25 protein-coding genes and 1 pseudogene are annotated in these 25,705 nt (G+C 69.3%); 15 read left to right on the top strand and 11 right to left on the bottom strand.

What is annotated here, in order from left to right; all coding sequences use genetic code 11:
- Positions 1–9: 9 nt before the first annotated feature.
- The 11 genes from AC6LJ9_RS07115 (at position 10) to AC6LJ9_RS07065 (ending at position 12,999) form a co-directional block, all read left to right on the top strand.
- A complete protein-coding gene (locus AC6LJ9_RS07115; protein ID WP_498146997.1) occupies positions 10–804 on the top strand; it encodes a siderophore ferric iron reductase in 795 nt (264 codons plus the stop codon).
- Positions 805–836: 32 nt separating this feature from the next.
- Positions 837–2,000: an aromatic ring-hydroxylating oxygenase subunit alpha gene (locus AC6LJ9_RS07110; protein ID WP_212312670.1), complete on the top strand. Its 1,164-nt coding sequence runs from the start codon at positions 837–839 to the stop codon at positions 1,998–2,000.
- A gap of 161 nt (positions 2,001–2,161) precedes the next feature.
- Positions 2,162–3,292: a WD40 repeat domain-containing protein gene (locus AC6LJ9_RS07105; protein WP_498146996.1), complete on the top strand. Its 1,131-nt coding sequence runs from the start codon at positions 2,162–2,164 to the stop codon at positions 3,290–3,292.
- Positions 3,293–3,419: 127 nt separating this feature from the next.
- Entirely contained in the window at positions 3,420–3,869 is a 450-nt protein-coding gene (locus tag AC6LJ9_RS07100) for a lysozyme inhibitor LprI family protein (RefSeq protein ID WP_498146995.1), read from the top strand.
- Positions 3,870–4,076: 207 nt separating this feature from the next.
- Entirely contained in the window at positions 4,077–5,054 is a 978-nt protein-coding gene (locus AC6LJ9_RS07095) for a helix-turn-helix transcriptional regulator (RefSeq protein ID WP_498146994.1), read from the top strand.
- A gap of 219 nt (positions 5,055–5,273) precedes the next feature.
- A complete protein-coding gene (locus AC6LJ9_RS07090) occupies positions 5,274–6,461 on the top strand; it encodes a multidrug effflux MFS transporter (RefSeq protein ID WP_498147044.1) in 1,188 nt (395 codons plus the stop codon).
- 194 nt (positions 6,462–6,655) lie between these two features.
- A complete protein-coding gene (gene fauA / locus AC6LJ9_RS07085; protein ID WP_498146993.1) occupies positions 6,656–8,878 on the top strand; it encodes a TonB-dependent alcaligin siderophore receptor FauA in 2,223 nt (740 codons plus the stop codon).
- A gap of 21 nt (positions 8,879–8,899) precedes the next feature.
- Complete coding sequence (locus AC6LJ9_RS07080; protein WP_498146992.1) at positions 8,900–10,003, top strand: ABC transporter substrate-binding protein; 1,104 nt, start codon at positions 8,900–8,902, stop codon at positions 10,001–10,003.
- Positions 10,004–10,082: 79 nt separating this feature from the next.
- Positions 10,083–11,072, top strand: coding sequence for a FecCD family ABC transporter permease (locus tag AC6LJ9_RS07075; protein ID WP_498146991.1), 990 nt, complete (start codon positions 10,083–10,085; stop codon positions 11,070–11,072).
- Positions 11,069–12,148, top strand: coding sequence for a FecCD family ABC transporter permease (locus AC6LJ9_RS07070; protein WP_498146990.1), 1,080 nt, complete (start codon positions 11,069–11,071; stop codon positions 12,146–12,148). Before AC6LJ9_RS07075 ends, AC6LJ9_RS07070 begins: the two co-directional genes overlap by 4 nt.
- Complete coding sequence (locus AC6LJ9_RS07065; protein ID WP_498146989.1) at positions 12,145–12,999, top strand: ABC transporter ATP-binding protein; 855 nt, start codon at positions 12,145–12,147, stop codon at positions 12,997–12,999. Before AC6LJ9_RS07070 ends, AC6LJ9_RS07065 begins: the two co-directional genes overlap by 4 nt.
- Position 13,000: 1 nt before the next feature.
- On the opposite strand, the gene AC6LJ9_RS07060 is transcribed toward AC6LJ9_RS07065, so the two are convergent.
- The 4 genes and pseudogenes from AC6LJ9_RS07060 to AC6LJ9_RS07045 all read right to left on the bottom strand — a co-directional run.
- Positions 13,001–13,333: a hypothetical protein gene (locus AC6LJ9_RS07060; protein WP_498146988.1), complete on the bottom strand. Its 333-nt coding sequence runs from the start codon at positions 13,331–13,333 to the stop codon at positions 13,001–13,003.
- Positions 13,334–13,529: 196 nt separating this feature from the next.
- Positions 13,530–14,414: a TauD/TfdA dioxygenase family protein gene (locus tag AC6LJ9_RS07055; protein WP_498147043.1), complete on the bottom strand. Its 885-nt coding sequence runs from the start codon at positions 14,412–14,414 to the stop codon at positions 13,530–13,532.
- A gap of 17 nt (positions 14,415–14,431) precedes the next feature.
- On the bottom strand, positions 14,432–14,914 hold the full coding sequence (locus AC6LJ9_RS07050) for a tripartite tricarboxylate transporter substrate-binding protein (protein ID WP_498147042.1): 483 nt from the start codon (positions 14,912–14,914) through the stop codon (positions 14,432–14,434).
- A gap of 94 nt (positions 14,915–15,008) precedes the next feature.
- Positions 15,009–15,263, bottom strand: a pseudogene (locus AC6LJ9_RS07045) (Bug family tripartite tricarboxylate transporter substrate binding protein); the annotation flags it as partial.
- Positions 15,264–15,483: 220 nt separating this feature from the next.
- Here AC6LJ9_RS07045 and AC6LJ9_RS07040 point away from each other — a divergent pair.
- The 4 genes from AC6LJ9_RS07040 to AC6LJ9_RS07025 all read left to right on the top strand — a co-directional run bounded on the left by AC6LJ9_RS07040 (position 15,484) and on the right by AC6LJ9_RS07025 (position 18,368).
- On the top strand, positions 15,484–16,131 hold the full coding sequence (locus AC6LJ9_RS07040; protein ID WP_498146987.1) for an IclR family transcriptional regulator: 648 nt from the start codon (positions 15,484–15,486) through the stop codon (positions 16,129–16,131).
- Positions 16,132–16,213: 82 nt separating this feature from the next.
- Complete coding sequence (locus AC6LJ9_RS07035) at positions 16,214–17,275, top strand: hypothetical protein (RefSeq protein WP_498146986.1); 1,062 nt, start codon at positions 16,214–16,216, stop codon at positions 17,273–17,275.
- Positions 17,276–17,347: 72 nt separating this feature from the next.
- The gene (locus tag AC6LJ9_RS07030) at positions 17,348–17,830 is read left to right on the top strand and encodes a hypothetical protein (RefSeq protein WP_498146985.1); all 483 of its coding nucleotides are present in this window, start codon (positions 17,348–17,350) and stop codon (positions 17,828–17,830) included.
- A gap of 1 nt (position 17,831) precedes the next feature.
- Entirely contained in the window at positions 17,832–18,368 is a 537-nt protein-coding gene (locus AC6LJ9_RS07025) for a hypothetical protein (RefSeq protein ID WP_498146984.1), read from the top strand.
- 13 nt (positions 18,369–18,381) lie between these two features.
- On the opposite strand, the gene AC6LJ9_RS07020 is transcribed toward AC6LJ9_RS07025, so the two are convergent.
- From AC6LJ9_RS07020 to AC6LJ9_RS06990, 7 genes are all read right to left on the bottom strand, one after another.
- Positions 18,382–19,134, bottom strand: a complete 753-nt coding sequence (locus tag AC6LJ9_RS07020) for an amino acid ABC transporter ATP-binding protein (RefSeq protein ID WP_498147041.1) — start codon at positions 19,132–19,134, stop codon at positions 18,382–18,384.
- Positions 19,135–19,153: 19 nt separating this feature from the next.
- Positions 19,154–19,807 (bottom strand): amino acid ABC transporter permease, encoded by a 654-nt coding sequence (locus AC6LJ9_RS07015; RefSeq protein WP_103274346.1) that lies wholly within the window; start codon positions 19,805–19,807, stop codon positions 19,154–19,156.
- Positions 19,808–19,919: 112 nt separating this feature from the next.
- Positions 19,920–20,711, bottom strand: coding sequence for an amino acid ABC transporter substrate-binding protein (locus AC6LJ9_RS07010; protein WP_212315990.1), 792 nt, complete (start codon positions 20,709–20,711; stop codon positions 19,920–19,922).
- Positions 20,712–20,906: 195 nt separating this feature from the next.
- On the bottom strand, positions 20,907–21,974 hold the full coding sequence (locus AC6LJ9_RS07005; RefSeq protein WP_498146983.1) for an NAD(P)H-dependent flavin oxidoreductase: 1,068 nt from the start codon (positions 21,972–21,974) through the stop codon (positions 20,907–20,909).
- A gap of 208 nt (positions 21,975–22,182) precedes the next feature.
- Complete coding sequence (locus AC6LJ9_RS07000) at positions 22,183–23,403, bottom strand: multidrug effflux MFS transporter (RefSeq protein ID WP_498146982.1); 1,221 nt, start codon at positions 23,401–23,403, stop codon at positions 22,183–22,185.
- Positions 23,400–24,008 carry a TetR/AcrR family transcriptional regulator gene (locus tag AC6LJ9_RS06995; protein WP_498146981.1) on the bottom strand — a complete coding sequence of 203 codons (609 nt, stop codon included), beginning with the start codon at positions 24,006–24,008 and terminating at the stop codon, positions 23,400–23,402. The genes AC6LJ9_RS07000 and AC6LJ9_RS06995 overlap by 4 nt, the downstream gene beginning before the upstream one ends.
- A gap of 173 nt (positions 24,009–24,181) precedes the next feature.
- Positions 24,182–25,702, bottom strand: coding sequence for an MDR family MFS transporter (locus AC6LJ9_RS06990; protein ID WP_498146980.1), 1,521 nt, complete (start codon positions 25,700–25,702; stop codon positions 24,182–24,184).
- Positions 25,703–25,705 lie beyond the last annotated feature (3 nt).

Here is a 25,705-nt window from a genome sequence, read left to right as displayed (position 1 = left end):
GATGCCCCGGTGAGCCGCGAGCTGGATGAACTGCTGGCGCTGACCGCCACCCTCGTGCCCGGCCTGGAAGGCCGGGTCGAGGGCGAATACGAGAGCACGGCGGACCGCCGGGCGGATGCCCCGGACGGCGCTCCGCCCGCGTCCGGCATCCGTCCCGGCGCCGACAACGCCGCCGCCATCCGCGACCTGCGCGACTGGTGGCTGGAGCGCCATCCCGAGGCCGGCCCGCACTATCTGGCGCTACGCTGCTGGGGCCTGCTGATCTGGCAGCCCGTCTACCTGGGCATGATCGCCGCGCACCGCAGCGCCATCGCGCCCGACCTGGGCCTGCTCGACCAGCCGGTCGTCAACGGCTTCATCTGCGGCTACAGCATCGGCCGCCACGACCCGCTGCGCGGCTGCCTGCGGCAGCGCATGGACGCCATCGCCGCCCAGCTGCGGCAGATCTGCGCCGCGTTCTACCGCGAGCTGACCCAGGTCTTGAGCCTGAATCCCCGCGCCGCCGCCTGCATGCAGGCCGATTGCGTGCTGTCGGCCCTGCTGGCCGCGCGCAGCGGCGAGCCCGCCGCCGCCAATGCCTGGGCCCGCGAGACCGCGGCCGACTGGCTGGCGCGGCTGGGCATCGCCGGCCGCAGCGGCTACCTGGCCTATCAGCGCGAGGGCCTGCCGGTCATCGCCGTGGACCGCCAGGTCTGCTGCCATCACTTCCGCAGGCGCGACGGCGAATATTGCAGCACCTGCCCCAAACTGGATACCGCCGAGCGCATCGCGCGGTTGGACGCCGAAAGCGCCGTGCCCGCCTGAGCCCGCCGCGCCCAGGCCCTAGGAGTCGGATCATGACGGACATCGCCAGCCTGGCGCATGTGCAGCAAGCGCTCAGCCCGCTGCACGTGCGCGCCTATTTCGACGAAGAGCTGTTCGCCCGCGAGCAGGAAACCATATTCAAGCAATCCGCCATCTATGTCGGCCACGAGAAAGGCGTGCCCGAGCCCGGCGACTGGCGCCGCCTGCCGCACGAGGAAGGCGGCCGCGTGCTGGTGCGCAACGCCGGCGGCGTCGAGCTGATCTCCAACGTCTGCCGCCACCGCCAGGCCCTGATCCTGGGCGGCCAGACCGGCGCCGTGACCGGGCCGGGCAATCCCGCCGGCAACCTGACCGCCACCGGCGGCAACATTGTCTGCCCGCTGCACCGCTGGACTTACGACAACCGAGGCCAGATCCTGGGCGCGCCGCAGTTCCCCAGCACGCCCTGCCTGAACCTGCCGCGCTTCCCGCTGAAATCCTGCCACGGCCTGCTGTTCGAGGGACCGCGCGATCCGCTGGCCGACCTGGGCCGGCTCTTCAACCGGCCGGAGTTCGACTTCAGCGACTACGTGCTGGACCATGTGGAAGTCCATCAATGCAACTACAACTGGAAGACCTTCATCGAGGTCTACCTGGAGGACTACCACGTCGGCCCGTTCCATCCGGGCCTGGGTCGCTTCGTGACCTGCGAGGACCTGTCCTGGGAATTCGCCGAGCAGTACAGCCTGCAGCGCGTCGGCGTGCACGATTCGCTGGAGAAGCCCGGATCCGACGTGTACCGCGACTGGCACGACACGCTGATGCGCTATCGCGGCGGCTCGGCGCCGGACTATGGCGCGATCTGGGTGACCTACTTCCCCACCCACATGATCGAGCTGTATCCGCACGTGCTGGTGCTGTCCACGCTCTATCCCAAGAGCCCGCAGGAAACCATCAACATCGCCGAGTTCTACTACCCCGAGGAAATCGCGCTGTTCGAGCGCGAGTTCGTCGAGGCCCAGCGCGCCGCCTATATGGAAACCGCCGTCGAGGACGACGAGATCGGCGAGCGCATGGACGCCGGCCGGCTCGCCCTGCTGCGCCGGGGCGTGTCCGAAAGCGGCCCGTACCAGTCGCCGATGGAGGATGGCATGCTGCATTTCCATGAGTGGTACCGGCGCGTCATGGGAGACCGCATCGGCAATTGCGCGGCCTGATCCTGCCCCCGCATGCCAGTGGCCGCCGTTCCCGGGAAGCCATGGCGGCGCGCCGCCCTACAATCGACGGGACCGCCAGCGGACCACGCAGCCCGCCGGCGACCCGGCGGCGCCATGCGCCCGCCCTCTGCCGCCACGCGGCATACGCGCAAGAGGCCCGCATGACCCGTATCCGCAGCTTCCACGATCCCGCCACCGGCAAAGTCTGGGGCACGCGAACCGACGGGATCAACGTGACCATCTTTTCCGGCATGCCGGGCAAACTCAAGGAAACGGACAAACCGCAAGCGGATGCGGCTTGCGCCCGTCGCTACCTGGACAAGGAAGAAGGCGCGCGCCTGCGCAAGGGCATGGTGCTGGCCGCGCCCGCAGCCGCGTCAGGCGAGCCCGTCATGCTCAGGCATCTGGGCGGCGGCTACACCGGCGCCCTGGCCATCGCGGAACTGGACGGCGGCCTGCTGCTCAACCGCTACGACGATACCCGGCAGGGCGACGAAATCTGGCGCCTCGCTCCGGACGGCAGCGCCGAGCGCCTTGCCTTTGCCGGGCCGAATACCTTGTTGTGGCGCATGCTGCCCGTGGCGGGCCTGGAGCGAGTCCTGCTGCTGGCCGACCACCAGATCCGCGCCTGGACGCCGGCCACCGGCCTGATCGAACCGCTGACGCGGGCCAACGGCAAGCCGGCGAGCTTCCTGGATTGCCAGGGCGCCGTGGCGGCCTGGCACGAACAGCCTGAACTCGTGGTGCGCGACCTGGCCGCCGGCAAGGATCTGCTGCGCCTGGCCATCGAGCCGGAGCTGTACGGCGGCCACACGCCCCAGCTGGAGGGCGCGCTGTCGGCGGACGGCTCCCTGCTGGCGTACTGCGTGCAACCGGGCCGCATCCAGGTTCTGGATATCGCCGGCGGCACCCGGCAAGCCATCATCGAAGGCGACTTCAAGATGGTCGGACAGCTGGCTTTCACGCCCGACCGGCGTGCGCTGATCGTCAAAGAGAACTATGGAGGATGGCGGCTGCTGGCCTTCGATCTGGCCAGCGCCGCGCCCCTGGCCGGCTGGCCCGAGGCGGCCGACCCCGGCAGCAGCAACTTCGCCCTGGACGCGGCGCGCGGCCGCATCGCTTTTCACATGCGGGGCCACGTCCACGTGCATGAGCTGGCCACGATGCGCCCGCTGAACAAGATCGCAATCGACCAGATCGTCAAGCGCGTCGCCCTCACCTGGACGGCCGATGGCCGGCTGGGCGCGCGTACGGATCTGGGCTGCGTCGGTCTCTATGCGGTATCGACGTAGCGCGTGAGCGCCTGCCACGGGTTCCAGGCATACAAGGGCCAAAAGTTGCACAAGCTCTCGACAAACGGGAGAATCGACCGCTTGGTTCACCATATCGGTGGCCGCTGGCCATTCAGGAGTGAAGGACGTGCGCAACCCCGTTCTCGCGGCAATACCGACCGACATCATGGAAGGCCGGCGCCGGCAAAGCGCTCCAGGCAGACACGCGATTCTGCATGCTGTCATCTGCGCGGTCCTCGCCAGCACTCCTTTCCTGCGTATCGAAACCGCCCATGCCACCGGCTTCGACTGCAAGGCCGCGAAAACCCATGTCGAACATCTAATCTGCGCCGAACCATCGCTGTCCAAGCTGGACGATCAGGTGAAGGAACTCTACGACAAGATTCAGGCCGAAACCGCTGGCCGTGATGGCGAAACCGGTGAATGGCGCGATCCTGTGGCGAAAGAGCAGACGCAGTGGCGCACCACCGTGCGCGACCGTTGCCCCGACACCGCCTGCCTGAAATCCGCCTACACTGACCGCATCGCTGCCATGAAAAAGAACTGGGCAGAAGCGCTGGGCCCCACGGGCAAGTAATACGCGAAGCCCTCCGGGGTCGCCGAACCAACCCGTTGCATTCGCTACCGCCCGGGTTTCATGTTTGGCACAGTTCGACAACGGTCAACGGTCGATCCGGCATGCAAATAAATAAATAGAAATCCGTGCTATTCTCATTTGCACCCTGTCTCGGGTCTCCCCAGCCACGGCGCCGCCCATGGCCGTCGGCTTCAACCAGCAGCGCGGATGACGACCTTGACCCCACCCAATCCTCCCACGGCCAGGTTCACCGTCGCGGATTTCAACCGCATGGGCGGCCCGGCCGGCTTCAGCTACCGCCTGCCCAAGCTGGGCACGCCGCGCGCCGACCATGACGCCCTCTGCATCGCCGAGGGCCGCGTCGAGGAACACCAGATCCGGCCCGGCGTCACGCTGGTCGTGTCCGACCTGCAGGTGCACCATCACTACGAAGCCACGTCCTTCATGACGCCGCGCTTCTCCGCCATCATCATGCTGCAGGGCCAGGCGCGCGCGCAGCTCGACCGCCAGAACGACGTGCCGCTGGTCGCCCATAGCGGCATCAGCGCCCTGTACGGCGAGAATGCCGCCATGACCGGCATCCATCCGGCCGGCCAGCGCCTGCGCAGCGTCAACCTGTCCTTGTCCGAGCCGGAAGCCGCCGGCGACGAGCGCGCCAGCGAGATGATCTGGAAGGCGCTGCGTTCGCCGGCCGGCCTGCGACTGCGGCGCTGGCAGGTGCAGAACCATCTGCTGCTGGCCATCGAGCACCTGCTGGACTGCGGCTGGGACCACCCGCTACGCAACCTGCTGCGCGAGGGCGTGGGCGCCCAGCTGCTGGCGCATGCGCTGGCCTCGCTGGACCAGGCGCCGCCCGCCGATCAGAGCCTGTCGCAGCGCGACCGGCAACTGCTGGAACGCGTGCGCGAACGGCTGCACGACGCGCCAGGCGAGGACCACACGCTGGAGGCGCTGGCCAAACTGGCCTGCATGAGCCCCAGCACGCTGCGCGCCAAGTTCCAGGCCGCCTACCGGCAATCGGTGTTCAGCTGGCTGCGCGAGCGGCGGCTGGAAGTGGCCCGCCAGCATCTGGCCCAGGGCTGGAGCGTGCAGCAGGCCGCGCATTTCGTCGGCTATCGCCACGCCACCAACTTCGCCACGGCCTTCCGCGAGCGCTACGGCGTGGCCCCCAGCGAACTGAACTGAATCGGCGCGCGGACGCGATGGCGGCCTCTTCCCCATCCCCGCCGCCCGTATTCCCGCGCGTTGCCGCCTGCTTCCGGCGGCAGCCATTGCTCCGCCGGCATTGCGCATTCCCGACGCCGGCCTGGCTGGGCCACCATGACGCAATGCCGCCCAATCCGGGCGGCCCTTGCCATGGAAGCGCCCGTGTCCCGCCCCGTTCCCCTGCCTGCCTTTCCGGTCATGGTGCTCATGCTGGGCCTGCTGTCCTGCGTCGCGCCCGCGACCATCGACGCCTACCTGCCTGCGTTCGGCGCGCTGGGCCGGGAGTTCGGCGTGCCGCAGGACACCGTGCAGCTGACGCTCGGGGTCTATATGTTCTGCTATGCGGCCATGCTGCTGCTGCATGGCACGCTGTCCGACTCGCTGGGCCGGCGCCGCGTGGTGCTGACGGCCCTGGTCTGCTACGTGGCCGGCGCGCTGCTGGCCGCCGCCGCCCCGGACTTCGGCTGGCTGCTGGCGGCGCGCGCGCTGCAGGGCCTGTCGGCCGGCGCCGGCATCGTGGTGGGCCAGGCCATCGTGCGCGACTGCTACGAGGGCGCGGTGGCGCGCCGCGCCATGTCCTACCTGATCCTGGTGTTCAACCTGTCGCCGGCGCTGGCGCCCATCATCGGCGGCTACCTGGCCGCGCACCAGGGCTGGCGCTCTGTGTTCCTGCTTCTGGCGGTGCTGGCCATGGCCGCGCTGGCGTTGTGCGCGCTGCGCCTGCCCGAAACCCTTGCTCCGGAACAGCGCCAGCCCTTGTCCTGGCGCGGCCTGGCCCGGAACTACGGCCGGGTGCTGGGCGACGCGCGCTTCGTGTCGCTGGGGCTGGCCTTCAGCCTGGTCTTCGCCGCCCAGGGCTTCCTGATCGGCGCCGCGCCCGACTTCATCACGAACGTGCTGGGCTTGCAGGAAACCGACTTCGCCTACCTGTTCGTGCCGCTGGTGGCCGGCGCCATGCTGGGCACGCTGTTCGCCGCGCGCAAGGCCGGCAGCTGGACCGACGCGCGCGTCACCACGCTGGCCTATCTGCTGATGGGCGGCAGCTGCCTGGCCAACCTGGCCTATGTGGCGGCGGCGGGCCGGCCCGCGCTGCCCTGGGCCGTGATCCTGCCCGGCGTCTTCACTTGCGGGCTGGCCATGTCGGTGCCCGCCATGACCTTGCGCATCCTGGCGCGGGTGCCGGAGCTGTCCGGCACCGCCGCCTCGGTGCTGGGCTTCATGCAGATGCTCACCTTCTCGCTGGTCAGCGGCTGGTGCGTGCCGCTGGTCTATGGCCAGCCGCTGCGGCTGGCGCTGGCCATGCTGGCCTGCGTGGCGGCCAGCGCCCTGGGCTGGGCCTGGCTGCACCGCAAGCCGCAGACGCTGGCCAACGCCGAGCCGGGTTGACCGGCCGACGAGCGACGGGCCCCCGGACCGGACCCGGATCGCCCATCCGGCCCTTTCTTGCCGCCGGGGCGCGACGGCATTTGGCATATGGATCGCGTCATCAGGCATACATCAGCCCATACGTAAAAATCAATAATTCTCATTACCAGATTTTTCCGTTCAGCTCGTTGCCTATTTCGCCGGAGTTCGTTGCCATGCCGTCCGCTTTGCCCTCGCCCGCCGCGCTGCCACGCCGGGTGCGCCCCTTGACCCACGCAATCCAGACGGCCCTGCTCTGCTCTGCCCTTGCCCACCAGAATGCCACCGCCCAGGTCGCCGCCGAGACCCCGTCCGCGCCGGGCGACGTGGTCCAGATGCCGGCGGTGACGGTGACCGGCGCCAACCTGGGCGGCGCCACCGAAGGCACGAATTCCTACACCACCGAGGCCATGAGCACCGCCACCGGCCTGACCCTGGCGCCGCGCGAGACGCCGCAATCGGTCAGCGTGGTCACGCGCCAGCAGATCGAGGACCGGGGCCTGCGCGACACCGCGGCCATCCTGTCGTCGGCGCCCGGCATCTCGATGACGCGCAGCGACAGCAACCGCTATTCGTTCTCGGCGCGCGGCTTTCCCATCGACAACTTCCAGTTCGACGGCCTGTCCACGCCCATCCTGAGCCTGTGGAACTACGGCACCACCGACATCGACGCGGCGATCTACGACCGCGTGGAAGTCGTGCGCGGCGCGACCGGCCTGATGAACGGCTCCGGCAATCCATCCGCCGCCGTCAACTTCGTGCGCAAGCGTCCGCTGCGCGACTTCGCTGCCTCGGCCAGCGTCGGCGCCGGCAGCTGGGACAAGATCCGTGGCGAGGCCGACCTGTCAGTGCCCCTGACCGAGAACGGCAAGATCCGCTCGCGCGTGGTGGCCGCGTACAGCCAGGGCAACAGCAACGTGACCTTCCTGGATGCGCGCAGCCGCACGTTCTATGGCGTGGTCAGCGCCGACCTGACGCCCGACACCGTGCTGACCGCCAGCGTGGAATACCAGCGCAACATCAGCAACGGCTTCGGCAGCGGCTTCCCGCTGTTCTACAGCGACGGCTCGCGCACCGACTTCAACCGCTCGGTCGCCAACAATACGCCCTGGGCGCGACAGGACACGGAATCCACCACCTATTTCGTCGACCTGACCCACCGCTTCGCCAATGACTGGAAGCTGCGCGCGGCCTATAGCCACAGCGACGGCAAGTACCGGATGAAACAGCTGTTCCGGGGCGGCTACCCGGACCGCGCGACCGGCCTGGGCATGACCAGCAACTTCGCCAACTACGACGGCCGGCGCGACCGCGACGACATCCACCTGTCGCTGAACGCCCCGTTCACGCTGTTCGGCCTGCGCCACGAAATCGGCGTCGGCTGGATGAGCATCGACGACCACAGCGACATCCAGCAATACGCCATGGTCGGCCCCAAGCCCGCCATCGGCAGCTATTTCAACTGGCGCCAGGACCATATCGCGGAACCGACGTGGTCGGACAGGAAAACGACGGCCGACGACATGCGCACCAAGCAGACCGGCACCTACATCGTGGGCCGCTTCGCCCTGGCCGAGCCGCTGCACCTGATCGCGGGCGGCCGATGGAGCGACTGGAAGACCACCCAGAACTACTTCGGCTCGCGCCGCGAATACAAGGTCGACAACCAGTTCACGCCCTATGCCGGCCTGATCTACGACATCAACAAGACCTACACGGCCTACGCCAGCTACACCGAGATCTTCCAGCCGCAGAACGCGCGCGACACGTCCGGTTCCATCCTGCCGCCCATCGACGGCAAGAGCTACGAGGTCGGCCTGAAAGCCGCCTATCTGGAAGGCAGGCTGAACGCGTCCGCCGCGCTGTTCCAGACCCGGCAGAACAACCTGGCCCAGGCGATCCCCGGCTCCAGCGTGCCCGGCTTCCCCAATATGCAGGCCTCGCGCGCCGTGTCCGGCGCCAAGGTCGAGGGCATCGACCTGGAGGCCAGCGGCCAGCTCGCGCCGGGCTGGAACCTCAGCGCCAGCTACACCCACTTCACCGCCAAGGACGCCGACGGCAAACCCATCAACACCAGCCATCCGCGCAGCCTGTTCAAGCTCTACACCACCTACCGCCTGCCGGGCGACCTGCACCGGCTCACCGTGGGCGGCGGCGTGGACTGGCAGAGCCGCATGTACCAATCGGCCGCCAGCCCGCGCGGCAACGTGGACGTGGAACAAGGCAGCTACGCGCTGGTCAACCTGATGGCCAGGTTCGATTTCAGCAAGCAGGTGTCCGCCACCCTGAACGTGAACAACCTGTTCGACCGCAAGTACTACGACCAGATCGGCTTCTACAGCCAGGGTTGGTGGGGCGCGCCGCGCAACGTCATGCTGACGCTGCGCGCGCAGTATTGATCGAGGGAGCGGCAAGGCAGGATGCGTTTTTCTTTCCAAGCATGGATGCGGGCGCTGCGCCGAGGCGCGGCGGCCTGCCTGTGCGCGCTCGCGCTGGCCGGTTGCGACCGGCCGGCCGGCGGCGCGCCTCAAGCGCCGGCGGCCACATCCGCCACATCCGCCACATCCGTCACTCCGGCCACCGGCTCCGCCGCTGCTTTCCCGGTGACGCTGCAAGGCGCGCTCGGCACGGCCATCATCACGGCACCGCCCAGGCGCGTCGTCACGATCGGCCTGGGCGCCGACGACCTTGCCGTGTCGCTGGGCGTGGTGCCGGTGGGCGTCAGCCGCGCCGACTGGGGCGGCGACGCCCGGCACTACTGGCCCTGGGTGCGCGCCGCCATCGAAGCTCGCGGCGCCCCGCTGCCGGCCCTCATCACGGAATACCCGGAACTGGACGTGGAACAGATCATCGCCTTGCAGCCCGACGTGGTGCTGGCGCCGTTCTCCGGCATGAGCGCCCAGGCCTACGCACAGCTGTCGCGCTTCGTTCCCGTGGTGGCCTATCCGGAACATCCCTTCCTGACGCCGATGGACACGCAGATCGACCTGATCGCCGCCGCGCTGGGCAAGCGCGCCGAGGCGGACGCGCTCAAGGCCCGCATCGCCCATGCCTTGCAGCGCGCCGCGCGCGACAACCCGCAACTGGCCGGCAAGACCTACGCCTACGTGCGCGCCGACCTGGGGTCCGGCAACTTCGCCACCTATGTGGCGGGCGATCCGCGCGTGGACACGATCAGCGCCATGGGCCTGACGCTGGCCCCGTCGGTGCGCCAGCTGCGCGCCAGCGCCGGCCACTTCGCGCACTACCTGGGCTTCGAGCATGCCGACCGGCTGGCCGACGTCGACATCCTGGTGTCCTGGTTCTACAACGACGCCGAACGCGAAAAGACGGCGGCCATGCCGCTCTTTGCCGCCATCCCGGCCGTACAGCGCGGAGCCTACGTGGCCCTGAGCGATCCGTCGCTGGTCATGGCATCCTCGTCCGGCGCGCCGCTGGCGGTGGACTGGATGCTGGACCGGCTCGCGCCGCAACTGGCCGCCGCTGCATTGCGCGCCCGCCCCGGCACGCACGCGAGTCCTTGATGCACCAGCATGCGCAGCTCACGTTCGTGATGCACCGGGCTGGCTCGCGGCAGGCCGGCATCTCGCGCAAGGCCGCCCCATGACGGCACGCGCGCGCTGGGGCGCGCTGGGCCTGTGCGCCCTGCTGCTGGCCGCCTGTACGCTGGGCAGCCTCTGGTTGGGATCCAAGGACCTCGCGCCCGCCGACGTATGGCGCGCGCTGACCCGGCCCGACGACAGCTACGCGGCGCTGGTGGTCGCCTCGCGCGTGCCGCGCACATTGCTCGCCTTCCTGACCGGCTCGGCTCTGGCCGTGGCCGGCGCGCTGATCCAGACGCTGACCCGCAACCCGCTGGCCGACCCCGGCCTGCTGGGCGTGAACGCCGGCGCGGCCGCGTCCATCGTCACGCTGGCGCTGGCCACGGGCGGCCTGCCGGCCCATCCGTTCTGGGCCGCGCTGCCCGGCGCGCTGGCGGCCTCGGCCGCCGTGTACTGGCTGGGCGCGGGCGGACGCGGGCTGATGCCGGTGCGCCTGATCCTGGCCGGCGCCGCCATCAACGCCGTGCTGTACGCCTATGTGCAGGCCATCGCCCTGCTGCGCAGCGACATCTTCGACGTCTACCGCTTCTGGGCCGTGGGCTCGCTGGCCGGCCATTCCCTGGCCGCCGCCGGCCGCGCCGCGCCCTATGTCGCCGCAGGCCTGTTGCTGGCCCTGGCGCTGGCGCGGCCGCTGAACGTGCTGGCGCTGGGCGGCGGCATGGCGCGCGCCCTGGGCCTGTCGGCCGGCCGTCATCGGCTGGCCGGCCTGCTGTGCATGGCGGTGCTGGCCGCCGCCGCCACCGCGGCCTGCGGCCCGATCGCCTTCGTCGGGCTGGCCGTGCCGCACCTGGCGCGCCGGCTCGCCGGCCCCGACCTGCGCTGGCAGCTGGCGTTCTGCCTGCTGCTCGGCCCGGTCCTGATGCTGGCCGCCGACATCCTGGCGCGGCTGCTGCGCGCGCCGGCCGAGCTGCTGACCGGCGTGGTCGTGGCCTTCATCGGCGCGCCCTTCCTGCTGGCCGCGCTGCGCCGCGACCAGGAGGAAGCTCGATGAGCGCGCCTCCCGCCCACGATGTATACGGCGAAATGCGCGCGCGTCCCGTCCACGCCGCGCCGATGCTGCGCGCCGGCCGCTGGCTGGCCGTGCCGCTGCCGCCGCGCGCGCTGGCCTACGGCGCGGCGCTGATCCTGTTGATGCTGCTGTCGGTGACGCTGGCGCTGACCCTGGGTGCGCAGGGCCTGTCCTGGCGCGAGCTGCCCACGGTGCTGGCCGGCGGCGGCACGCCGGTGCAGCAGTGGCTGGCCTACACCCTGCGGCTGCCGCGCGCGCTGGCCGCGCTGGGCGCGGGCGCGGCGCTGGGCCTGTCGGGCGCGCTGTTCCAGAGCGTGACCCGCAATCCGCTCGGCAGCCCGGACGTGATCGGCCTGACCGCCGGCGCCTCGGCCGGCGCCGTGGCCGCGGCCATGGTCTGGCCGGGCCTGCTGCCGGTGGCTTGGGGCGCGGCCGCCGGCGCGCTGCTGGCCATGGCCGCCGTCTGGTTCGGCTCGGGCGCCGGCTTCGCCGCGCCGCAACGCATGGTCGTGGCCGGCATCGCCGTGGGCACGCTGGCGCTGGCCTTCGTGCAATACGCGCTGTCCAACCTGCGCCGCGAGCAGGCCCACCTGGCCGCCACCTGGCTGAACGGCAACCTGGCCGGCAAGACCTGGAACGACGCGCTGCTGATCGCGCTGGCCTGCGCCGTGCTGCTGCCGCTGGCGATGGCCCTGGCCGCGCGCCTGCGGCTGCTGGAGATGGGCGACGAACTGGCCCGCGCGCTGGGCGCGCGGCCCAGGCGCACGCGCGGCGCGGCCACGCTGATCGCGGTGCTGGCCGCCGCCGCCGCCGTCAGCGTCGCCGGCCCGGTGGCCTTCGTCGCCCTGGCCGCGCCGCAGATCGCCCGGCGCTGCGTGCGCGCCAGCGGTCCCTTGCCGCTGGCCTCCGCGCTGACCGGCGCGGCGCTGCTGGCCGGCGCCGACCTGCTGGCCCGCCATGCCGGCGCGTCCGGCCTGCCGGTGGGCGTGCTGACGGCCGGCATCGGCGGCGTCTACCTGGCCTTCCTGCTGCTCATGGAATGGAAGAAAAACGCATGACCCCCGCCCCGCTCCCGCCCGCCGGCTCCCACGCCGCCCCGCAAGCCGCGCCCGCGCTGGCGCTGCGCGACGTGACGCTGGCCTACGGCGCCCGCAAGGTGCTGGACGGCCTGTCGCTGACCGTCCCCGCCGGCGCCTTCACCGCCGTCGTCGGCCCCAACGGCTGCGGCAAGTCCACGCTGCTGCGCGTGCTGGGCGGCGCGCTCGCGCCCACCCGGGGCCGCGCCCTGCTCGACGGCGCCGATCTCGCCGGCCTGCGACCCAAGGCGGTCGCGCGGCGGCTGGCCTACCTGCCGCAGGATCCGCAGGCGCCCGAACTGATCACCGTGCGCGACCTGGTCGCGCGCGGCCGCTATCCGCATCAATCGCTGCTGCGACTATGGAGCGAGGCCGACGCGCAAGCCGTCGACGCCGCGCTGGCCGATGCCGAGCTGACCGAGCTGGCGCAACGCCCGGTGCAGACGCTGTCCGGCGGCCAGCGCCAGCGCGTCTGGCTGGCGCTGGTGCTGGCCCAGGACACCGGCATCCTGCTGCTGGACGAGCCCACCACCTTCCTGGACATCCGCCACCAGCTGGACCTGCTGGACCTTTGCGCCCGCCTGCACGCGGCCGGCCGGACCCTGGTCGTCGTGCTGCACGACCTGAACCTGGCGTTCCGCTACGCCAGCCGCGTCGTCATGATGCGCGAAGGCCGCATCGCGGCCCAGGGCGCGGCCGATGAGGTGGTGACCGAGGAGGCGTTGCGCCAGGTGTTCGACCTGGACTGCCGGGTGATGCCCGATCCGGAGACCGGCAGTCCGATGATTGTGCCGCGCCGGGGCCGTCCCGAACCGCGACGCGGCCAGGCCTAGACTACTGGATCGACGTCGCCCCGGCCTGCGTCACGTCTTCCTGGGCTGCCTTGGCTTCGCAAGCCTGCGCCCGTTCCAACATCGTGTCGGTCAGGTTGGCCAATTGGTCGCACAGACTTTCCACGCCGCCCATCAATGCAGCCACCGTCCAGGCATCCAGCGGTTGCGCGCCTGTCGCATCCGGCTCGGACGCACTGTTACCGACCATGCGGGCGATGGTCTCTATCGCGTAACGGGTGCGGTCGATGAGGTGTAGATGAGAAAGTGGAACCAAGCCGTGCGCCGATGAAGCGTCGGTGGACCAAGGGTCTTGAATGAGGGGATGTTGCGTCATGGCGCAGCCTCCTGTAGCGGCGAAAGAGCCCGCTCCCTCAACTAACGGATGAGGCAAGCGGACACAAGGAAAAAGCCGCCTGGGCGGCTGTCCGCCATAGCTTTCCCAGCTTCCACTCCGGGATCGCCGTTGTCGCGGCGATGCCCGAAGTATAGGGCTGGCCATGCAGCGCAATGTCCGAAGGCGGACAAATCCGCTACACCCTCAACGCCACCCCCACCGGCCGATCCCCCGATATCGTCGTCCGGTGCATCTCGCGGTCAAACCCGTCGTAGTCATTCATCGCCAGGTGCTGGGTGCAGCGGTTGTCCCACAACGCCAGCGCGCCCTCGCTCCAGCGAAAGCGGCAGGTGAATTCCGGACGGGCGGCGTGCTCGTACAGGAATTGCAGCAGCGGTTCGCTTTCCTCCTGCGTCATGCCGTCGAAGCGCAGCGTGTAGGTGCTGTTCACATACAGCGCCTTGCGCCCCGTGGCCGGGTGCACGCGCACCACGGGGTGGATGACCTCCTGGACCGCGCGGTCGTCGGTGCGCACGTCCATCTTGTGCGCCGGATCGCCGTTGTTCACCACCGCCCCGCCCGAGCCATAAGAGCGCACGGCGCTGTGCACGGCGTTCAGGCCGTCCAGCATCTGCTTCAAGCGGTCGGACAGCGTGTCATAGGCGCGGTACATATTGGCCCACATGGTGTCGCCGCCGTAGGGCGGAATCACGCGGCCGTACAGCGCCGAGCCCAGCGGCGGTTCCTGCGCGTAGCTCATGTCGCTGTGCCAGAGGCCGCCGAACAGGCGGCGCTTGGTTTCGGCCTTGCCCTTCATCACCGGCAGGATGGCCGGATAGCCGTCCAGCGCGCGCACGAAGGGCACTTCCAGCAGTTCGCCGAAGCGGGCGCTGAAGTCGATGTGCTGTTGCGGCGTCAAGCGCTGGCCACGGAAAAAGATCACCAGGTTCTCGTGCAGCGCGCGGCGGATTTCCTCGAATACCTCGCCGGGCAGTTCGCGCGACAGGTCCACGCCGTCGATCTCGGCGCCCAGCGCGCCGGCGATGGGCCGGGTTTGCAGATGGCGATACGGATTGCTCATGACAGTCTCCTGCAGGTTCATTGGACTTTGATCTGGGCGCTGCGCACCAGCGCGCCCCACTTGTCGGTTTCGCTGGCGATATAGCGGCCAAAGCCGGCCGGCCCGTCGGCGACGACGATGCCGCCCATGGCCGCGATCTGCTCGCGCACGTCGGGCATGGCCAGCACCGCCAGCAGTTCCTGGTTCAGCCGTTCGACGATGGGCTTGGGCGTGGCGGCCGGCACCAGCACGCCGAACCAGCCCGAGATCTCGTAGCCCGGCAGGCCGGCCTCGGCCATGGTGGGCACGTCCGGCAATTGCGGCGAGCGCGTGGCGCTGGTGATGGCCAGCGCGCGCAGCTTGCCGGCCTTCACCAGCTGCAGCGCCGAGGGCATGTTGTCGAACATCATCGGCACATGGCCTGCCACGGTGTCGTTCAGCCCCGGCGCGCTGCCCCGGTACGGCACATGGGTCAGGCGGATGCCGGCGCTGCTGGCGAACAGTTCGCCGGCCAGGTGCAACGAGGTGCCGGTGCCCGGCGTGGCATAGCCCAGCGGCGCGCCTGGCGTAGTCGATCAGCTCCTTGACGGATTTCACCGGCAGCGCCGGGTTGACCACCAGCAGGTTCGGCACGCTCATCAGCATGGTGACCGGCGCCAGATCGCGCTGGGGCTTGTACGGCAGGTCGGGATACAGCGCAGGGTTGATCGAAATGGGGCCGATATTGCCCATCACGATGGTGTAGCCGTCGGCTGGCTGCTTGACCGCGTAGTCGGTGCCCAGGTTGCCGCCGGCGCCGGCCTTGTTCTCGACGATCACGGTCTGCTTCAGACGCTCTCCGAGTTTGTGGCTGACCAGCCGGGCCAGCATGTCGGTCGAGCCGCCCGGCGGGTACGGCACGATCCATTTGACGGGCTGGGCGGGCCAGGCCGTCTGCGCGCCGACGGGACAGGCGGCCACCGCCATCCCCGCCATCAGCGCAAGCGCGATGCGTTTCATATTTGTCTCCTTCCCTGGCCGCGGGTCTTGCCGTCGGCATCGTTTATGGATATAGTTCACCAGGTGAACATGTAGATCACTTAATGAACGAATGAAGAATAATAGATCGATCCAGAGGTGTCTAGCGATCCTGCGCGCCTTCGGCGGCAACGGCCGGCCCACGCTGGCGGACCTGGCGCGCGCGGTGGACCTGCCCCACCCCACGGTGCTGCGCTTCCTGCTGACGCTGGAGGAAGAGGGATACACGGCGCGCGAGGACAGCCGCTGGCGCCTGACGCCGCAAGTGTTCGAGCTGGGCTTCGCCGCGCTGGACAGCCTGGGCGTGTCCGGCGCCGTCGAGGAAACCTTGCAGCAACTGGCCGAGGCCTACTCGGGCACCTCGAACCTGGGCGAAGCGCATGCCGACGGCGTGATCATCATCGGCCGCGCCATGGCGCCGGCGGAACGACGCCGGTTGGTGGTGATGAACCTGCGCGTGGGCAGCGTGCTGCCGACCGCGAGCGCGCTGGCCGGCGCGCTGCGCCTGCCGCCCGGCGAATGTTGCACGCTGGACTATCCGGACAGCAATCAGGTCTCGGTGGCCGTGCCGGTGCCGGGGACCGGCGCGCGCGTGCTGTCCATCGGCATCTCCACCGGCGTGCAGGAAGCGCCCGGGGAACGCATTCGTGATGAGATCGTGCCCGCGCTGCAGGACGCCGCCGAACGCGTCAGCCGGCTGATCCGGCTGGCGCCGGTGTAAGGCCGCCACTCAGGGTTTGTTCTCCCTGGACGAACGCGGCGGTAGCGGTAGATTGAAGGCTGCCGACCCCTTCGAGGCGCACATGATGATCAAATCGATCCTGATGGCAGGTTTGCTTCTGGCCCTCGCCCTGCCCGTCCGCGCCGCCAGCGACGGCACCGACAGCGATTGCATCGTCGCCAAGGACGGCACGCTGTTCAATCAATGCAATTACGCCGTGGATGTGGGCTTCTGCGTCGAGAACCCACGGCAGACCAGGAATTTCTACGACAGCTCCGAGGCTTTCCGCTGCCCCAACGGCGGGCTCAGCACGCTGGGCCCGGGCAAGAAGGAAGGCAATATTCTCAACGGCACGGTGCATTGGTTCGCCTGCGCCACCAAGTATCGCGGCGGCGGCAAATGGGGCTATGTCAAGGGTTCTGGCTACCGGGGGCACTGCACGCAGAACGCGTCGGACGCCAATGCCCGCGCCGCCCCTGGCGCCCTGCAAGCCCGAGAGCCCGAGGTATGGGGCGAGGCGTTCGAGTGCAATAACTGGATTCCGGACCAGCCTGAGGTCTTGCGCACGCTGGACCCCGCCACCAAGAAGCTGATGTGCAAGTCCGCTCGCTCGGCCAGCGCCTTGGACGTCGCCGCGCGCGCCTACACCGAACGCAAGACCGCCGAAGTCCGGGCGGCGCAGCGCAAGCATGATGAAACAACGCGGGCCGAACAACAGCAGCGCGACGACGCTGCCCGCAATGCTCGCAACACGGCCGTGTCTACCCCAACCCAGCCGCCAAACCGTCAGCCGCAACGGAACACCCCGAACGGATGGCGACAGGTGAATGCGACCGACTGCATGAAAGAGCAGAAGGCGCTTGAGAGCGTTTTCATTGCGACAGGCTATGACAAGCTCGTCCAGGAGCCGGCGCGAAAAAGCGTTCAGCGCCTGGTGAACAACTACATCGAGGACATCAATACGTTTGATAAAGGGAAAGTGCTTGAGTTGCTGACTCGCTTCGACAAGAACATGTGGGACTACCACGATCGTGTGCGATACGCCGCATCTTCCAGCGAATACATGGCTCGCCAGCCAAAAAGAGACCTCTCCAGTGCAGAGATGCAATACTGCTTTCTACGGGCCAGGCTGAGCAAGGATTAGGACTTGAGCCACCGGACTTGATAGCATGGCGGGCCCCTTCCGTTCCGGTTTCGGGACACACGCGGAGCCCGCATGCAGCACATCCACGAACGTCTACTCGCGCGCCTGGCCGCCCTTGGCTGGACCGTGGAGCGTACCGCCCCGGCCGGCGCGCCAGCGCCAGCCCTGCCGGCCGCGCATCGGGATTTCCTCGACCGCTACTCGCTGCTGTGCCGCGCCGACGAAACCGCCTGGTTCCTGTCGGCCGCCGACTACGCCGGCACGGCCGACAGCGCCTTTGCCTGGGATGAGTTCAAGCGCCTGAGCCTGGAAGCCGCGCTGGATGACGAGGACCGCCAAGCCATAAGTACCTTCTGGGACCGCCACCTGCCCGTGTTGATGAGCGTGGCCGGCGACTACGAGTTCCTGGCGATCGACCAGACCACCGGCGCCGTCGTGCACGGCATCGAACCCGAGTTTGAAGTGGTGACGGTCGTGGCCGACAGCTGGGCGGGCTTCTGCGAAGCCGTCATCGCGGGCCGCGTGTTGCCGGCGCTGTTCAAGCAGGCCTCCTGACATGGGCAACAAGCAGGCCCGCGCCCTGAGCCGCCCCAAGGATCGCGCCGTCCAGGCCGTTTGCGATCGGTTTGAACTGTCGGTCAGCTACGCGCCGCCCAGCCTGCGCCTGACGCTGCGCACCGACCTGCCCGCCAGGACGCGGGTCGAGCTGGAGATCACGCGCCTGTTCCTTGAACAAGGCGGTCAGCACTGGTACTGGACCATGCTGGAATTGGCCGCGCCGGTGGCGCCGCTCGACGACGGCACGATGGGCCTGATGCTGGAATACACGGTGGACGAGCTCGACGCCAAGGGCCTGGCATCCTATCGCTCGCTGAAGCGCAGCATGGGGCTGCGGATGGCGGCAGCGCCGTCCGTGGAGACTCGGATCGCGCTGAACGCGCCGGCCAGGGAACATCAGTTCGGGCTGTGCAATCGGGGCTTGTCCGGCCTGGCGGTCAAGACCGACCCGTCGCGGCATTACCTTGAGCAGGAAGCGACCATCGCCCTGCCCTTGAGCGCAGCGGCGATGGCAAAGCTCGATATCGCTTCCTGATCCGAGATCCGACCTACAGCATGTGCGCCAGGAACTCGCGCGTGCGCGCCTCGCGCGGGGCGCGGAAGAATTCCTGGGAATCGGCCTGCTCGACGATGCGGCCGTCGTCCATGAAGACCACGCGGTGCGCGACTTCGCGGGCGAAGCCCATTTCGTGGGTGACGACCAGCATGGTCATGTGCTCGTCGGCCAGCTGCTTCATGGTGCGCAGCACCTCGCCGGTCAGCTCGGGATCCAGCGCCGAGGTCGGTTCGTCGAACAGCATGATGTCCGGTTCCATGGCCAGCGCCCGCGCGATGGCCACGCGCTGCTTCTGTCCGCCGGACAGGCGGCCCGGATAGTTGTCGCGCTTGTTCAGCAGGCCGACCTTGCGCAGCAGTTCCTCGGCCTTGGGCACGATGGCGTCGCGCGGCATGCGCTTGACGGTCAGCGGCGCCTCGATGACGTTCTGCAGCACCGTCATGTGCGGGAACAGGTTGAACGACTGGAACACCATGCCCATCTTGCGGCAGATGCGGCGCACGTCCGCGTCGGACGCGTACTGGCTGCGGCCGCCGGCGGCGGCCTGGGCCAGGAACTCGCCCTCCACGGCGATGCTGCCCTGGTCGATGGTCTCAAGGTGGTTCAGGCAGCGCAGGAAGGTGCTCTTGCCCGAGCCGGACGGCCCGATCACCGCCACCACCTCGCCCTTGGACAGGGTCAGCGACACGCCGTCCAGCACGCGGTTGGCGCCGAAGGACTTGACGATGCCGTCGGCCTGGATCATGACGGGACGATCCATGGGATTACTGGTCGTACTTGGCATAGCGCTTTTCCAGATGCTGGAAGAACCACGTCAACACCAGCGTCATGATCAGGTAGAAGGCGGCGGCCACCAGGAAGGGCGTGGTGGTGAAGTCCCGCTGCACAATGCCCCGCGCCGTGCGCAGGATGTCGTTCAGGGCCAGCACGTAGATCAGGGAGGTGTCCTTGACCAGCGTGATGGTCTCGTTGCTCATGGGCGGCAGCACGCGCTGCACCATCTGCGGCAGCACGATGCGGCGCATGGTCTGCAGATAGCTCATGCCCAGCACCTTGCTGCCCTCGTACTGGCCACGGTCCACCGACTGGATGCCGGCGCGGAAGATCTCGGCGAAGTACGCGGCGTAGTTCAGCGCGAAGGCCACCACGGCGGCCGGGAAGTCCGGCAGGCGCACGCCGATCACCGGCACGAAGGGCAAGGCGAAATAGATGAACAGCATCTGCAGCATCAGCGGAGTGCCCCGCATCAGCCAGATATAGCCGTTGACCAGCTGGCTCAATGCGCGCCACCGCGAGATGCGCGCCAGCGCCAGCGCCAGCCCGAGCGGCACGGCCAGGGCCAGCGTGATGAAGAACAGCGTCAAGGTGACTTTCGCGCCTTGCGCCAGGGGCCCCAGGAGGGAGAGTACGTAGTCCATGCAGAGGAAGGTTCGCGCCGCGCGGGGCGGACGCAGAGTCGTGGACGGGCGCGCGCCGGGCGCGCGGGCGCCGCGCCCGCGGCCACGAGGCCGGTGGGCGCGTCCGTGCCGTTTACTTGATGATGTTGGCGCCGAACCACTGGGTGGCGATGCGGCCGGCGGCGCCGTCCTGCTTCATCTCGCCCAGGGTCTTGTCCAGCTTGGCCAGCAGGTCGGCGTCGTCCTTGCGCACGCCGACGCCGTAGTCCTCGGTGCCGAAGTTCTCGTCCAGCACGCGGTATTCACCGGCGCGCTTGCTGATCAGGTAGCGGCCCACCACTTCGTCCACGACGATGGCGTCCAGGCGGCCGGCGGCCAGGTCCATCAGGGCCGTGACGTTGTCGCCGAACTTCTTGACTTCCTTGATGCTGCCGGCGACCGGATCCTTGGCGATGGCGTCGGTGGCGCTGCTGCCGTCCTGCGCGCCGACGACCTTGCCGGCCAGGTCGGCCTTGACCTTCACGGGCGAGGCGGTGCCGACCACGATGATCTGGTGGTTGGCCATGTAGGGCGCGGTGAAGCTGATGTTCTTCTTGCGCTCTTCGGTGATGGTCAGGCCGTTCCACAGCACGTCGACGCGCTTGCCGTTCAGCTCGGCTTCCTTGGCGCTCCAGTCGATGGGCTTGAACTCGACTTCCATGCCCAGGCGCTTGCTGGCTTCCTTGGCCATGTCGATGTCGAAGCCGACGATCTGGTTGTTCGCGTCGCGGAAACCCATGGGCGGGAAGTTGTCGTCCAGGCCGACGACGACCTTGCGGGCCTGCGCCGGGGCGTTGGCGGCGGCCTTGGGCGCGTTGTCGCTCGGGCCGCAGGCGGCCAGCAGCGAGCTTGCGGTCACGAGAAGAACAGCAGTCAGTTTTTTCATGGTTTTGGAAGCGCGCGGGGCGCGAGAATGAAGAAGCCGGTGGCTGGGTAGGTGCAGCGAGGCGGTATTTTAGCCCTCATTGATCGGGCTGCGGCCGATTTGGGGCCGCAACAGGGAAAACCACGCCCCGGGCCGTGCCGCGCGCGCCATGGCGACAAGCCGCATTGAACCGCGCTCAACGGCTCGCAACGGCACTCAAGCGCCCATGGCCTGGCCCAGGCGCCCGGCGCAGGCCAGCGCCTCGTCCCACAGCCGGCGCGTCAGCGCGCCCGCGTCTTCCTCGCGCGCCAGCGCGCCGGCCTCGCCGGCCCACAGCAGCGAGAAATCGCCCTTGCCGGCCTTTTCGAACGCGGCCTTCAGCGGATCGACCGCGCCGGTCGCCAGCGGGAACACCGGCGCCGCGTCGCTCATCGGCCCCTGCTCGCGCATGAAGCGGGTCAGCAGCCCGCGCGCGGGCCGGCCGGTGTACAGATTGGTCAGGCGGGTGGTGTCGTCGCGCGCCTCGCGCACGGCCTGGCGGTGGATCTCGGAACGGCCGGCTTGCGGCGTCAGCAGATAGGCCGTGCCGATCTGCACCGCGCTGGCGCCCAGCGCGAAGGCCGCCGCGATGCCGCGCCCATCGGCGATGGCGCCGGCGGCGATCACCGGCACCCGCACCGCGTCCACCACCTGCGGCAGCAAGGCATACAGGCCCGGCTGGGCATGGATGTCGTCGGTCAGGAACATGCCGCGATGGCCGCCGGCTTCGGCCCCCTGGGCGATGATGGCGTCCACGCCGCGCGCGTCCAGCCAGCGCGCTTCCTCGACCGTGGTGGCCGAGGACAGGATCATGGCGCCGCTGCGGCGCACGCGCTCCAGCAGGTCCTCGGGCGGCAGGCCGAAATGGAAGCTGACCACGGCCGGACGGGTGTCCTCGACGACCTCGCACATGGCCTCGTCGAACGGCGCGCGGCCCGGTCCGCTGCCTGCGGCCGACAGGTCCAGCCCGGCCTCGGCGTAGTACGGCGCCAGGGCCTCGCGCCAGCGCGCCTGCGCGGCCGCGTCGGGCGCGGGGGCGACATGGCTGAAGAAATTGACGTTGAACGGCGCGCCGGTATGCGCGCGGATATCGGCGATCTGCGCGCGCAGCGCGTCGGCGCCCAGCGCCGCACAGGCCAGCGAGCCCAGGCCGCCCGCCTGGCAGACGGCAGCGGCCAGCGGGCTGAAGGAGCCGACCATCGGCGCTTGGATCAGGGGCAGTTTCGACGGCAGGGATTTCTTCATGGTCGGGTCCGGGAATCAGGGGCGCGCCCTTAGAGGGCGGGAATGCATCAGCCGCTCAGCGTACTCGGCGAAATGCGCAGCCGTAAGCATGCCAGACTTGGGATCGTCCGGCTTGTGGACTCTGGCGCCCATCTTGTCGCCGCGCCGCCTGCCCTGGCAGCCCCGCCCAGGGGTGGATTTCGTGCGTGCGTATCTGCGGGACGGCGCACTAGCGCCCCGCCCGCGCCTTGCGCCCCGCCGCAACGCTCAGGCCCGCCGCCAGCGCGCCGCAGGCGAAGATCGCCAAGGGCAGCGCGGCCGGTCCCTGCGGCGCCAGGCTGACGGTGTAGCCGATGGCGGCGGACATCAGGTAGTGCAGCGTGCCCATCAGCGCCGAGGCCACGCCCGCCTGCTTGCCGGCATGGCTCATGGTCAAGGCGGTGAGATTGCCGAAGATCATGCCCAGCGCGCCGACGGCGACGGCCAGCAGGCCCGCGTACACGGCGAACGGCGCCAGTCCGGCCCGCAGCGCGCCGAACAGCGCCAGCCCCGCCAGCGCATGCGCGCCGATGCCGGCCAGCATGATGCCTTCGGCCTGCCGCCCCTGGCCGAGCAACCGGTTGCTGATCGCGCCGCCCAGCACCAGCGCCACCGAATTGCCCGCGAACAGGTAGCTGAACTGCGGCGCGCTCAAGCCGAAATGCCCGGTGAACACAAAGGCCGAGGCGCTGATGTAGTTGAACAGCGAACCCAGCACGAAGCCGCCTGCCAGCGTGTAGGCCATGAAGGCCGGATGCCGCAGCTGCCGGCCATAGGCGCGCAGGATGGCGCCGGCCTTGAGCGGCGCGCGGCGTTCCGGCGGCAAGGAATCCGGCAGTGCGCGCCAGCCCCACAGCAGTCCGGCCGCGCCCAGGCCCGCCAGCACCCAGAACACCGTGCGCCAGCCGCCATGGCCCAGCAGATAGCCGCCCAGGATGGGCGCGGCGATGGGGGCGATCATCATCACCTGCATCAGCAGCGAGAAGATGCGCGCCGATTCCGCCACGCCGCACAAGTCCGCCACGATGGCGCGCGGCGTCACCAGCCCGGCCGCCGCGCCCAGCGCCTGCACGAAGCGCGCGGCCAGCAGCCATTCCACCGTCGGCGCCAGCGCGGCAATCACCGAGCCCACGACGAACACCGCCACGCCGGCCAGCAGCGGCAGGCGGCGGCCATAGCGGTCCAGCAAGGGGCCGTACAGGGCCTGGCCGATGGCCAGCCCGGCCAGGAACACGGACAGGGTCTGCTGGATGCGGCCCGCCGACACGCCGAAATCGTCGGCGATGGCGGGCATGCCCGGCAGGTACATGTCGATCGCCATCGCATCCAGCGCGGTCAGCAGGGCCAGCAGCAGGATCAGGCCGGCGCCGATGAGATCGCCGTGGCGCGTGGTGGTGGTCGCGCCGTTCATGCCTTGCGCTCCGGCCCGAGAGCGTGCTCCAGCGCATCGGACAGCACGCGCTGCATGGCGTGCAGCCGCGCGCCCGCCTGCCCGGCGTTGGTGTAGACCAGCTTGACCTGCACGGCGTCGACCAAGCCCAGGTAGGCCTCGCCATAACGCGCCGCTTCCGCCTTGGCCAGCTTGCCGCGCTTGCCGGCCCAGGCGCGCAGCCGGGCGTCGAAATCGGCGCGCAACTGCGCCAGATAGGTTTCATAGCCGGCGGTGATGGCGGCTTCCAGCGCGTCCGGCGTGACGTAGCTGGCGCGCAGCAGGAAGCGCAGCGGATCGGATTGGCCGTGACGTCCGATCAGGTGGGCGCAGTATTCGGAGCCGGGCAAGGCGTCCTGTGGCTCGTCCTCGAAGCATTGCCGGGCCACCGCCATTTCCTGCGCCAGCGCGTCGCCGAAGATCTCCATGTACAAGGCGTCCTTGCTGGCGAAGTGCGTGTAGAGCGAGGCCTTGCGGATGCCGACGGTGTCGGCGATATCGGCGAGCGATGCCCCTTCGTAGCCGTGGCGGGCGAAATGGCCGAGCGCGGCGTCGAGGATGCGCTGGACGGCGGGAGTGCGTGTCATGGCGGGAATTCCTGGGTCTGTCCGTGGCGGGCCGGACGCGCTGCGCACGGCAGGCGCGGCCCCTGGATGCGACAGACTATATACTAACTACCGATCGGTAGTCTAATTGGATGACATACCCGATCGACAGCCGCGCCCTGGTCGGCGGACGCCCGCCCCGCTAGCCCGCCCCACTAGCCCGCGTCCGCCTGGACGCCGGACTCCGGCTCCGTTCTTTCAAAGCGCGCGGCGGTTTTGCGGAATGGAATGACCGGCAAGCGCGTCAGCGCCGCCCAGGCCAAGGCCAGCGTCAGGGCGCACGCGCCGAAGAATACGCTGAAGGCGTGCACGGCTTCCTGCGCCGCCGCGTCGCCCGCCACCGTGCCCTGCGCCGCATGCGCCGTCTCGAGCTGGCTGCCCAACGGCCCCAGCAGGTGCAGCACCACCGCGCTGAAAACGGCCACGCCGATAGCCCCGCCCACCGCGCGGAAAAAGGTGTGCACGGCAGTGGCGATGCCGATATCGCCCGCCGGCACCGAGTTCTGCGATGCCACCATCATGGGTGGCAGGCTCGCGCCGATGCCCACGCCCAGCAGGAAGGAAAGGCCAACGACGGCAGCCAGGGCAAGCGTGCCCGCCGCCACCGCAAGCACCAGGAACGCGGCCGTCGCCACGGCCAGGCCCACCAGCGGCGACAGCTTGTACCTGCCGGTGAAACGCATGTATTGCCCCGACAGGTACGACCCCAACACCACGCCGAACAGCGGCGCCGTCAGCAGAACGCCGGCCTGGCCCACCGTCTTGGCGCGACACAACTGCAAGTAGAGCGGCAGATAAATGCTCAAGGCCATGTTCACCATCGTGATGAGAATGGCGCCGATCGAGGTGACGACGATGATCCGGTTGCGCAGGATGGAAATCGGCAGCAGCGGCTCGCTCGCGCGTTTCTGCCAGGCCAGGAACAAGGCGCCAAGCACGACGCTGGCGCTGAACAGCCCCAGGATCACCGGTGAGTCCCAGGCATGCTGGCGGCCGCCCCAGGCCAGCGCCAGCAGCACGAACACGGTCGCCCCGACCATCAGCAGCGCTCCCGGATAGTCGATGCGATGCTGGCGCCGCCGCGCGGACAGATCGGCCAGCGTGAACCAGCTGAGTACGATGGCCAGCAGGATGAGCGGCAATTTGAACCAGAATATCCAGCGCCAGGAATAGTATTCCGACAACAGCCCGCCCAGCACCGGCCCGGCCAGGCTGGAGACGGCATAGGTGCCCGAGATGTAGAGCTGGTAGCGACCCCGCTCGCGGGGCGACAGGATATCCGCGACGATGGTGTTTGGCAGCGCCATCAGGGCGCCGCCGCCCAGGCCCTGAATCGCCCGGCCGCAAATCAGCATGTCCAGATTCACGGCCAGGCCGCACAGCAGCGTGCCGGCCAGGAACAGGCCGAGCGCGGCCACGACCACGCTGCGCCGTCCATGGATGTCACTCAGCCTTCCTGCCAGCGGCGTGCTGGCGATCGAGGTCAGCAGATAGGCGGTCACGACCCACGACACGTTGCCGAAGCCGCCGAACTCGGCGGCGATGGGCACCAGCGCCGGCGCCACGATGGCCTGGTCGATGGTGCCCAGCAACATGACGAGGATCAGGCCGGAAAAGATGATGTGCACCTGCCTGGGGCTGTAGCGCTCCGGCGCGTCGGGGGTGGCGTGGGTCACGAT

The organism is Achromobacter sp. 1011811831 (assembly GCF_059760905.1).
This window is presented reverse-complemented; position numbering and strand designations above follow the sequence as displayed.

What these genes read in the sequence shown, in the direction of transcription:
- AC6LJ9_RS06995 (WP_498146981.1), bottom strand. Translation starts at nt 24,008, where the DNA reads ATGACACGCACTCCCGCCGTCCAGCGCATCCTCGACGCCGCGCTCGGC.
- AC6LJ9_RS07010 (WP_212315990.1), bottom strand. Translation starts at nt 20,711, where the DNA reads ATGAAAAAACTGACTGCTGTTCTTCTCGTGACCGCAAGCTCGCTGCTG.
- AC6LJ9_RS07040 (WP_498146987.1), top strand. Translation starts at nt 15,484, where the DNA reads ATGAAGAATAATAGATCGATCCAGAGGTGTCTAGCGATCCTGCGCGCC.
- AC6LJ9_RS07070 (WP_498146990.1), top strand. Translation starts at nt 11,069, where the DNA reads ATGAGCGCGCCTCCCGCCCACGATGTATACGGCGAAATGCGCGCGCGT.
- AC6LJ9_RS07080 (WP_498146992.1), top strand. Translation starts at nt 8,900, where the DNA reads ATGCGTTTTTCTTTCCAAGCATGGATGCGGGCGCTGCGCCGAGGCGCG.
- AC6LJ9_RS07110 (WP_212312670.1), top strand. Translation starts at nt 837, where the DNA reads ATGACGGACATCGCCAGCCTGGCGCATGTGCAGCAAGCGCTCAGCCCG.
- AC6LJ9_RS07015 (WP_103274346.1), bottom strand. Translation starts at nt 19,807, where the DNA reads ATGGACTACGTACTCTCCCTCCTGGGGCCCCTGGCGCAAGGCGCGAAA.
- AC6LJ9_RS07020 (WP_498147041.1), bottom strand. Translation starts at nt 19,134, where the DNA reads ATGATCCAGGCCGACGGCATCGTCAAGTCCTTCGGCGCCAACCGCGTG.
- AC6LJ9_RS07105 (WP_498146996.1), top strand. Translation starts at nt 2,162, where the DNA reads ATGACCCGTATCCGCAGCTTCCACGATCCCGCCACCGGCAAAGTCTGG.
- AC6LJ9_RS07060 (WP_498146988.1), bottom strand. Translation starts at nt 13,333, where the DNA reads ATGACGCAACATCCCCTCATTCAAGACCCTTGGTCCACCGACGCTTCA.
- AC6LJ9_RS07065 (WP_498146989.1), top strand. Translation starts at nt 12,145, where the DNA reads ATGACCCCCGCCCCGCTCCCGCCCGCCGGCTCCCACGCCGCCCCGCAA.
- AC6LJ9_RS07030 (WP_498146985.1), top strand. Translation starts at nt 17,348, where the DNA reads ATGCAGCACATCCACGAACGTCTACTCGCGCGCCTGGCCGCCCTTGGC.
- AC6LJ9_RS07075 (WP_498146991.1), top strand. Translation starts at nt 10,083, where the DNA reads ATGACGGCACGCGCGCGCTGGGGCGCGCTGGGCCTGTGCGCCCTGCTG.
- AC6LJ9_RS07025 (WP_498146984.1), top strand. Translation starts at nt 17,832, where the DNA reads ATGGGCAACAAGCAGGCCCGCGCCCTGAGCCGCCCCAAGGATCGCGCC.
- AC6LJ9_RS07035 (WP_498146986.1), top strand. Translation starts at nt 16,214, where the DNA reads ATGATGATCAAATCGATCCTGATGGCAGGTTTGCTTCTGGCCCTCGCC.
- AC6LJ9_RS07055 (WP_498147043.1), bottom strand. Translation starts at nt 14,414, where the DNA reads ATGAGCAATCCGTATCGCCATCTGCAAACCCGGCCCATCGCCGGCGCG.
- fauA (WP_498146993.1), top strand. Translation starts at nt 6,656, where the DNA reads ATGCCGTCCGCTTTGCCCTCGCCCGCCGCGCTGCCACGCCGGGTGCGC.
- AC6LJ9_RS07090 (WP_498147044.1), top strand. Translation starts at nt 5,274, where the DNA reads ATGGTGCTCATGCTGGGCCTGCTGTCCTGCGTCGCGCCCGCGACCATC.
- AC6LJ9_RS07000 (WP_498146982.1), bottom strand. Translation starts at nt 23,403, where the DNA reads ATGAACGGCGCGACCACCACCACGCGCCACGGCGATCTCATCGGCGCC.
- AC6LJ9_RS07095 (WP_498146994.1), top strand. Translation starts at nt 4,077, where the DNA reads ATGACGACCTTGACCCCACCCAATCCTCCCACGGCCAGGTTCACCGTC.
- AC6LJ9_RS07005 (WP_498146983.1), bottom strand. Translation starts at nt 21,974, where the DNA reads ATGAAGAAATCCCTGCCGTCGAAACTGCCCCTGATCCAAGCGCCGATG.